8 protein-coding genes are annotated in these 9,183 nt (G+C 69.1%); 2 read left to right on the forward strand and 6 right to left on the reverse strand.

Going from position 1 to position 9,183, the window contains the following annotated elements; all coding sequences use genetic code 11:
* Positions 1 to 130 precede the first annotated feature (130 nt).
* Positions 131 to 1,426 (forward strand): amidohydrolase, encoded by a 1,296-nt coding sequence (locus WAL33_RS17790; protein ID WP_422182865.1) that lies wholly within the window; start codon positions 131 to 133, stop codon positions 1,424 to 1,426.
* A 174-nt stretch (positions 1,427 to 1,600) separates the two neighbouring features.
* Here WAL33_RS17790 and rnr read toward each other — a convergent pair whose 3' ends face one another.
* Entirely contained in the window at positions 1,601 to 3,934 is a 2,334-nt protein-coding gene (gene rnr, locus WAL33_RS17795) for a ribonuclease R (protein WP_422182853.1), read from the reverse strand.
* Between the two features lie 181 nt (positions 3,935 to 4,115).
* On the opposite strand from rnr, the gene WAL33_RS17800 reads away from it, so the two are divergent.
* Positions 4,116 to 4,466: a cupin domain-containing protein gene (locus tag WAL33_RS17800; protein WP_422182855.1), complete on the forward strand. Its 351-nt coding sequence runs from the start codon at positions 4,116 to 4,118 to the stop codon at positions 4,464 to 4,466.
* A gap of 3 nt (positions 4,467 to 4,469) precedes the next feature.
* Here the strand turns inward: WAL33_RS17800 and WAL33_RS17805 are convergent, their stop codons facing one another.
* The 5 genes from WAL33_RS17805 to dprA all read right to left on the reverse strand — a co-directional run.
* Positions 4,470 to 4,832, reverse strand: coding sequence for a hypothetical protein (locus WAL33_RS17805; protein ID WP_422182857.1), 363 nt, complete (start codon positions 4,830 to 4,832; stop codon positions 4,470 to 4,472).
* A gap of 49 nt (positions 4,833 to 4,881) precedes the next feature.
* On the reverse strand, positions 4,882 to 7,557 hold the full coding sequence (gene topA, locus WAL33_RS17810) for a type I DNA topoisomerase (protein WP_422182858.1): 2,676 nt from the start codon (positions 7,555 to 7,557) through the stop codon (positions 4,882 to 4,884).
* A gap of 161 nt (positions 7,558 to 7,718) precedes the next feature.
* A complete protein-coding gene (locus WAL33_RS17815; protein WP_422182860.1) occupies positions 7,719 to 8,126 on the reverse strand; it encodes a DUF2442 domain-containing protein in 408 nt (135 codons plus the stop codon).
* Entirely contained in the window at positions 8,119 to 8,358 is a 240-nt protein-coding gene (locus tag WAL33_RS17820; RefSeq protein WP_422182862.1) for a DUF4160 domain-containing protein, read from the reverse strand. Before WAL33_RS17820 ends, WAL33_RS17815 begins: the two co-directional genes overlap by 8 nt.
* Before the next feature lie 28 nt (positions 8,359 to 8,386).
* Positions 8,387 to 9,183, reverse strand: a 797-nt coding sequence (gene dprA, locus WAL33_RS17825; protein WP_422182863.1) for a DNA-processing protein DprA, incomplete at its 5' end; no start/stop codon positions are given.

Here is a 9,183-nt window from a genome sequence, read left to right on the forward strand (position 1 = left end):
GGCATGTCCCCAGCTCGTGATGGGGACATGCCCTTGCGGCGTGTCCCCAATTTCATCCCCGGCGCTTGACCCCCTTCGGCTCGCTCGCCCAAGCTCCCACCGGGGATTTCAGGGATCGAGGGGAATGACCATGTTCGCAAGGGTTTCGGGGCTGGCGCTGGCCGCCGCGTTGATCGGGTCCGCCGTCCAGGCCGCCCCCTCCGTCGCTCAAGTGGCCGCGGCCGCCAAGGCCGTCCAGCCCAAGGTGGTGGCCTGGCGGCGCGACATCCACCAGCATCCGGAACTGGGCAACCAGGAGGTCCGCACCGCCGCCCTGGTGGCCAGGGAGTTGCGCGCCCTGGGCTTCGAGGTCCGCGAGGGCGTCGGCCGCACCGGCGTGGTGGGCGTGCTGAAGGGCGGCAAGCTCGGCAAGGTCGTGGCCCTGCGCGCCGACATGGACGCCCTGCCGGTCGAAGAGAAGACCGGCCTGCCGTTCGCCTCCAAGGTCACCGCCCAATGGGAGGGCCGCACCCTGCCGGTCATGCATGCCTGCGGCCACGACACCCACGTGGCCATGCTGCTGGGCGCGGCGACGGTGCTGGCCGGCATGAAGGCCGAGATTCCGGGGACCGTCGTGCTGATCTTCCAACCCGCCGAGGAGGGGTCCCAGGCCGGCGAGGAGGGCGGCGCCAAGCTGATGATCCGCGACGGCGCGCTCGACAGCCCCAAGGTCGACGCCGTCTTCGGCCTGCACATCGGCCCCGGCGACGCCCACGCCCTGAACTACCGGGCCGGCGGCTTCTATGCCGGGTCCGAGCGGCTGACGATCACCGTCAAGGGCAGGCAGACCCACGGCGCCCGGCCCTGGGCGGGCGTCGACATGGCCAGTGTCGCGGCCGACATCGTCCAGGCCTTCAACCAGCTGGCCGCGCGCCAGATCGATGTCGGGACCTCGCCCACGGTCCTGACCGTGGCCACCATCAACATGGGGGTGCGCAACAACATCATCCCCGAAGACCTGACCATGACCGGCACCCTGCGCACCTTCACGCCCGAGCGTCGGGCCGAGGTGATCGACAAGGTCCAGAAAACCGTGGCCGCCATTGGCGACCGTTATGGCGCCAAGGCCCAGGCGGTGTTCACCCAGCCCTATCCGGTCACCTACAACGACCCGGCCCTGTCGGCCTGGGTCAAGCCTGTGCTGGAGCAGGCCTCGCCGGGCAAGGTCGACGACCAGGCGGCCCTGGTCACCGGGGCCGAGGACTTCTCGATGTACGGCCAGAAAGTCCCGGCGGTGTTCATCCAGCTGGGCGGCCGCCCAGCCTCCGTGCCGGCGGCGACGGCCCCGGCCAACCACTCGCCCTATTTCGACGTCGACGAGGCGGTGTTCGAGACGGGGGTGAAGGCCGAGGTGTTGCTGGCGTTGGGGTATTTGGGGCGCAAATAACCCTCTCCCAAGGGGAGAGGGAGGGGCCCAAGCGAAGCTTGGGAGGGTGAGGGGGTAAGGCGTCCGACGACGTGCCGGCAGGGCTTTCGTGAGAAATCGGTGAGGGTGTAACCCCTCACCCTCCCACGCTCTTCGAGCGCGGGTCCCTCCCTCTCCCTCTGGGAGAGGGTGTTTTTACCGCCGCTTCCCGCGTCGGACGCCCTTCGGCAAACCCCCGCGCGGCTTGATGGCCGGCTTGCCTCGGATGCCAAGCCTGGGCTTCGGCGCCTTCGGATCATTCGGCAACGCGTCCGTCAGCATCTCGAACAGCAGACCGCCCGTCACCGGCGTCGCCTCCCGCAGCTTGACCTCGACCGCCAGGCCCAGCGGGAAGCGCTTGCCGGTGCGTTCGCCGACCAGGGCGTGCATGCGGTCGTCGTGGACGAAATATTCCTCGCCCAGGGTCGAGACCGGCACCAGGCCGTCGGCGCCGGTTTCGTCCAGCTTCACGAACAGGCCAAAGCGGGTGACGCCGGTGATCCGGCCGGTGAACGTCGCGCCCACCCGGTCGGACAGGAAGGCGGCGATGTAGCGGTCGGTGGCGTCGCGCTCGGCGGCCATGGCCCGGCGTTCGGCGTGGGTGATGACCTCGGCGGTGTCCTTGATCTGGCTGATGTCCTGGTCGGTCAGGCCGTCGTCGCCCAGCCCCAGGGCGCGGATCAGCGCCCGGTGGACGATCAGATCGGCGTAACGGCGGATCGGGCTGGTGAAGTGGGCGTAGCGGGCCAGGTTCAGGCCGAAATGGCCCAGGTTGTCGCTGGAATAGTGGGCCTGCATCTGGGTGCGCAGGACCACCTCGTTGATGATCGCCGCGTGCGGGCTCTCGCGGGTGTCGTCCAACAGCTTGTTGAAGCGCGCCGTGGTCGGGGCCTCGCCCTTGGACCACTTGACCTCAAGCGTCTGCAGGAACTCGGTCAGGCTCAGCACCTTCTCCTGGCTGGGCGTGTCGTGCACCCGGTAGATCAGCGGCATGCGCTTGGCTTCCAGGGTCTCGGCGGCCGAGACATTGGCCTGGATCATCATCTCCTCGATCAGCTTGTGGGCCTCGAGGCTGGCGCGGCGGGTGATCGACTGGATCTCGCCTTCCTTGATGATGATGCGGCGCTCGTCGCTCTCGATGGCCAGGGGAGAGCGTTGCTCGCGGCCCTTGCCCATCAGGCGGAAGGCGGCCCACAGGGGCCTCAGGATCGGGTCCAGCAGCGGACCGGCCTTGTCGCCGTCCTGGCCGTCGGGCGGGGCGACGCCGTCGATGGCGGCCTGGGCCTGCTCGTAGGACAGCTTGGCGGCCGAACGCATCAGGCCGCGCACGAACTTGTGGCTCTTCTTGCGGCCGGCGTTGTCGAACACCATCCGCACGGCCAGGGTGGCGCGGTTTTCGCCCTCGCGCAGGCTGCACAGGCCATTGGAGAGGGTCTCGGGCAGCATCGGCTCCACCCGGTCGGGGAAGTAGACGCTATTGCCCTTCTCGCGGGCGTCGCGGTCCAGGGCCGAGCCGGGGCGCACATAGGCGGCGACGTCGGCGATGGCCACCCAGACGATCCAGCCGCCCACATTGCCGGCGTCCGGATCGGGATGGGCGTAGACGGCGTCGTCGTGGTCGCGGGCGTCGACCGGGTCGATGGTCACGAACGGCAGGTCGCGCAGGTCGTCGCGGCCTGTCAGGGTCGGCGGCTTGGCCGCGCCGGCCTCGGCTTCAGCCTCTTCTGAGAAGCCGGTCGGGATGCCGTGGCTGTGGATGGCGATCAGCGAGGCGGCGCGCGGATCGTCCTCGCTGCCGACCACCTCCAGCACCTTGCCGAACTTGGGGCCGTATCGGCCGGAGGCCGTGCCGACCTGAGCAAGAACGAGGTCGCCGTCCTTGAGGTCCTTGGCCTCCTGCTCGTTGAGCAGCAGGCTTTCCTTGGACTTGCGATCGACGGGCTCGACGCGGGTCTCGCGGCGGTGCTTGCGGATGACCCCAAGCACCTTGTGAGCGCTCTGGCCCAGGCGCTTGATCAGCCGCGCCTCGGTCTCGCCGCTCTCCAGTTGCTCGAAGCGAACCAGCAGGCGGTCGCCCATGCCCGGCGCGCCGCCGGCCGAGGCGTCGCCCTTGCCCGGGGCCAGGCGGATCTGCGGCAGGTCCTCGCCGCCCTTGGTCAGGCGGACATAGAGATCGCCGTCGGCGTCGCGCTCGACCACGTCGACCACGCCGACCGGGGGCAGGGCGCCGGCTTCGGCGAAGCCTCGGCGGCCGCGTTTGCCCAGGCTGCCGTCGGCTTCCAGGGTCCGCAGCATCTCGCGCAGGGCCCGGCGGTCCGCGCCCTTCAGGCCGAAATGGCGGGCGATGTCGGCCTTTCCGCTCTCGCCCGCGTCACGCAGGAAGGCGATCAGCGTCTCGCGGTCAGGCAGGCCGGCGGGCGGCTTGGGAGCCTTCGCGCCTTGAGAAGCGGCGGGGAACTTCGAGGATTTGGGCGAGCGCGGTTTAGCCATGTCCTTCGTCTAACGCGGCAAGGGGGGCGATGGGAAAGGGAAATGGGCGATCCGTCCCTGAACGCTGGCCGCCGGCGTGCGACGCGGACTGTTCCAGCAGCCCTTGGCGGGAACTTACCGGCTGACCGCGTGTACTGCGTTCAGGCGCCTGGAATTGCGGCGGCCCGCAGGGAGCAAGACGATGAAGGTCCGCAGGTTCACGATCGAAGACGCGCCGTTGGAGCGCTCCCCAGGGCAGGAGGCCGACATCTTCGCCGGCAATCTGGTGGACGAACGGAATGGCGGACCGATCACCATCGGCTACGGGCGGTACGCGCCGAACCAGAGCCTTGCTGAGACGATGGCCGTCGACGACGTCATGATCGTCCTGGAAGGACGGGTGTCGGTTGCGACGGAGGCCGAGACGGTCACCGCCGGCCCTGGCGAAATCGTCTACATGCCCAAGGGAGAGGCTGTGACCATTCGATCGCATGAGGACGGCGCGCTGACCGCCTATGTCACCTATCCCCACTGGCGGGAGGCGAAGGCCTGAGGCTCAGTACAGATCCTCAATCCGCTGGGGCGGGGTCTGCGGCGGGGTTTCGGGCTTGGTCGCCGGCTCGGCCGCGATGGCCGGAGGGGTCTCGACGACCGGGGCCTCTGCGGCCGACGCCGCGACCTCCTCGACCGGCGCGGGCTTGGGGACCTCGACCGGCGGGGGCGGGGCCACCTCGGCGATGGCCGGCGTGGCCTCGCGCACCGGCACGCCCGAGACCTCGGCCAGCGGCGCGGTCGAAACCGCCTGGTGGTCGGTCTTCTGCAGGGCGTTCTTGAGGCCGAACGCGAACCCGCCGACGCTGATCGCCGACAGGATCACGACCACGACAGGCAGCGGAAGAGGGCGTTCGAGCGACGTCATGAACCCAGCTTAGCCCCCAATTTTCCCCGGACCAAGCGGCCGAGGCGCGTTACGCCTCGGCCTTGGCCTTCTTGGCGGCGGGTTTTTTCGCCGCCGGTTTCTTTGCGGCCGGCTTCTTGGCCGGAGCCTTCTTCGCCGGAGCCGCGCCATCGGTGGCCGCGGCGGCTTTCGCCTTGGCCGGAGCCTTCTTTGGCGCGGCCTTCTTCGCCGGCTTCTTGCCGCCGCCCTTGGCGATGCGATCGGCGATCAGGGCCACGGCCTCGTCCAGGGTCATGGCCGCCGGATCGGCGCCCTTGGGCACGTTGGCATTGGTGTCGCCGTGCTTGATGTAGGGACCGAAACGCCCCGACAGCACGCGGATCGGCTTGCCGTCTTCCGGGTGATTGCCCAGCTCGGCCAGAGCGGCCGCCTGGCCGCGCTGCGGACGTCCGCCGCCGGCCCGCTTGTCGGCCAGCAGGGCGACCGCGCGGTTCAGGCCGATGTCGAAGACGTCCTCCGGATTTTCCAGATTGGCGTAGGTGCCATCGTGCAGCACGAACGGCCCGAAGCGTCCCAGGCCGGCGGTGATGGTCTTGCCGTCGTCCGGGTGGGCGCCGACCTCGCGGGGCAGGGACAGCAGGCGCAGGGCCTTTTCCAGATCGACCGCCGCCGCCGTCCAGCCCTTGGGCAGGCTGGAGCGCTTGGGCTTGTCGCCGCTGTCGGCCGCCGCCGGCTCCTCGACATAGGGTCCGAAGCGGCCGTTCTTCAGCCACACCGCGCGGCCGGTCGCCGGGTTGATCCCCAGCTCCTTGTCGGCGGCTTCCGCCTCGCCTTCACCTTCGCTGGTGGCCAGTTGGCGGGTGAATCGGCACTCCGGATAGTTCGAGCAGCCGATGAAGGCTCCGAACTTGCCGACCTTCAACGACAGCATGCCCGTGCCGCAGGTCGGGCACAGACGCGGATTGGAGCCGTCGCCCTTGTCGGGGAAGATGTGCGGGCCCAGCGACTCGTTCAGGGCGTCCAGGACGTTGGTGGTGCGCAGCTCGGCGATCTCGCCGACCGCGGCCGCGAAGTCCTTCCAGAAGTCGCGCAGGAACTGCTTCCAGTCCAGCTTGCCGTCCGACACCAGGTCCAGCTGCTCTTCCAGGGCGGCGGTGAAGTCGTATTCCACGTAACGGCGGAAGAACTGCTCCAGGAAGGCGGTGACCAGCCGGCCCTTGTCCTCGGGGACGAAGCGCTGTTTGTCCATCTTCACATAGTCGCGGTCGCGCAGCACGGTCAGGACCGAGGCGTAGGTCGAGGGGCGGCCGATGCCCAGCTCTTCCATCTTCTTGACCAGGCTGGCTTCCGAATAGCGCGGGGGCGGTTCGGTGAAGTGCTGGTCGGCGCGGGCGTCCAGCACCTTGGCGGCCGCGCCTTCCTCGATCATCGGCAGGCGGGCGCTGTCTTCGTCGTCCGCGTCGTCGCGGCCTTCCTCATAGACGGCCAGATAGCCGGGGAAGAGCACGACCTGGCCGGAAGCGCGCATGCCGGTCTGGCCGTCGGCGCTCTCCAGGTCGACGGTGGTGCGCTCGATGCGGGCGCTTTCCATCTGCGAGGCGATCATCCGCTTCCAGATCAGCTCGTACAGGCGGGCCAGGTCCGGCTCCAGCCGCAGCGAGGCCGGATTGCGGTTCAGGCTGGTCGGCCGGATGGCTTCGTGGGCCTCCTGGGCGTTCTTGGCCTTGGCCTTGTAGTAACGCGGGGTCTCGGGGACGTACGGCGCGCCGTAGACGGCGCCGATCACGCTGCGCGCCTCGGCGATGCCTTCAGGCTCGACCGACACGCCGTCGGTCCGCATGTAGGTGATCAGACCGACGGTCTCGCCGCCGATGTCGATGCCTTCATATAGCTTCTGGGCGGCCTGCATGGTGCGCTGAGCCGAGAAACCCAGCTTGCGCGAGGCTTCCTGCTGCAGGGTCGAGGTGGTGAAGGGCGGGGCGGGCGAGCGCTTGCCGGGCTTCTTTTCGACGGCGGCGACTTTGAAGACCGCCTTCTGCACGGCGGCCCGGGCGGCTAAGGCCGAGGTCTCGTTGTTAAGGTCGAACTTGGTGAGCTTCTTGTTCTCGTGCTTGACCAGGCGGGCCAGGAACGGCTCGGCGCCGGCCGTGACGTCGGCCTCGACGGTCCAGTATTCCTGGGTCTTGAAGCGCTCGATCTCGAGCTCGCGGTCGACGATCAGCCGCAGGCAGACCGACTGCACGCGGCCGGCCGAGCGGCTGCCCGGCAGCTTGCGCCACAGCACCGGCGACAAGGTGAAGCCGACCAGATAGTCCAGGGCGCGGCGGGCCAGGTAAGCCTCGACCAGCTCCATGTCGATGTCGCGCGGATGGGCCATGGCCTCGAGCACCGAGGCCTTGGTGATGGCGTTGAAGGTGACGCGCTGGACGGTCTTGTCCTTGATCGCCTTCTTCTTCTGCAGCACCTCCAGCACGTGCCAGCTGATGGCCTCCCCTTCGCGGTCGGGGTCGGTGGCCAGGATCACGCCGTCGGCGCCCTTCATGGCGTCGACGATGTCGCCGATCCGCTTGGCGGCCTTGGCGTCGACTTCCCAGCTCATGGCGAAGTCGTTATCGGGCTCGACCGAGCCGTCCTTGGACGGCAAGTCGCGGATGTGGCCGTACGAGGCGAGAACCGTGTAGCCGGACCCGAGGTACTTGTTGATGGTCTTGGCCTTGGCCGGGCTCTCGACGACGACGACGATCATTAGGACCTTGATGCCTGGAAATGGGGTCGTCTCCCAGGCGAACCGGGGCGACGAGGGCCGGAAAGTGGGGGCGGCGCCAGGGGTCTGTCAACGGCGGCGGTGGCCGACGACGCATTTGGTTCCCGGCTCTCTCTATAGAGAGAGGAATATTTGGGCTTGGGTCAGGCGCCCGCGGTCTTGCGCGGGCGCCCGCCCTTGGCTCCGTTGGCGCGGGCGGCGGCGGCCTTTGCGGGGGACGTGCCGCGCCCGGCGATCCTGGCCATGTGGGCCTTCGTGCCGAAGATGCCGGCGGCCAGACCGGGGATCGACAGGTCGACGTCCAGGGCTTCCCAATGGAGTCCATAGCCCGAGCCGCGAAGGGTTACCTTGGCTAACTGCTCGTCGGTGGCGTTCTCAAGACCCTGGCCAAGACGCGCTGGGAAAGCGAAGGCCGAGCCGCTGGTCAGTTCCACCACGATCCGGGCGGTTGACGCCTCGTAGTGGGCGGAAGCCGCTCTAGGTTCGGTTTGGGCCAGCCTTTCGCCGAGCGCGATGGCCGCATCGATCTTGGTGTCGGTGAGTTCAACCATGGATCTCGTTCCATCTCGCCAGCAGGCGATCGCGTTGTTCGGAGACGATCGCCATGGCGCGCCGGATGTCGGCGCGGGTCATGTCCACCGCCCAGACCAGTTCAGGCGCCTCGCCCGGACCCGCCAGATTGATCTTCGCCTCGCCGTCCTTGAACACGTGAACATGGGCGGGCGCGTGATCGTTGGTGAAGATCACGACGCTGAACCCGGCCGCGCGATGGACGGTGATCATCCTTAGAATAACCCATCGCGATAGGTTTTCAAACCCCCGCCACCATCCCGCCCGGCAGCAGTTCGGCCCGTTCGGCCAGGGCCAGCTCGACCAGGGCCGCCATCACAGCCGAGGTGGGGGCGCGGGTGGCGCGGACCAGTTCGTCGCGGGAGACCGGGGTGGGGGAGAGCAGGCGGGCCACCTCTTCGCGCAGGGCGTCGTGGTCGATGTCGACGCCGTCGTCCTCGGCCACATAGGGCCGCTCGCGCTCGCGCAGATGGGCCTGGCCCGACAGCGAGCGCAGCACGTCCTCGACGCCCTCGCACAGGATCGCGCCCTGGCGGATCAGGTCGTTGGGACCCTTGGCGCGCGGATCCAGCGGCGAGCCGGGCACGGCGAAGACGTCACGGCCTTGCTCGGCGGCCAGACGGGCGGTGATCAGCGAGCCGGACTTCAGTTCGGCCTCGACCACGATCACCCCCAGCGACAGGCCCGAGATGATGCGGTTGCGGCGCGGGAAGTCCTTGGCGATGGCCCGGCGGTCGGGCGCGCTCTCGCTGACCACGCAGCCGCCTTCGCCGGCGATGCGGGCGTGAAGCGCGGCGTGCTCCGGCGGATAGATGTCGGACACGCCGCCGCCCAGCACGGCGATCGTTCCCGTGGCCAGGGCGCCCTCGTGGGCCGCGCCGTCGACACCGCGCGCCAGGCCCGACACCACCACATAGCCGTGCCGCCCCAGCTCGGTCGCCAGTTGGCGGGCGAAGCGCTGGCCGCCGGCCGAGGCGATGCGGGCCCCGACGATGGCCAGGCTGGGCTGGGGCAGCAGCTCGGCGCGGCCCAGGGCCC

It is taken from the genome of Caulobacter sp. (assembly GCF_049283275.1).
In the GTDB taxonomy this organism is placed as follows: Bacteria; Pseudomonadota; Alphaproteobacteria; order Caulobacterales; family Caulobacteraceae; genus Caulobacter.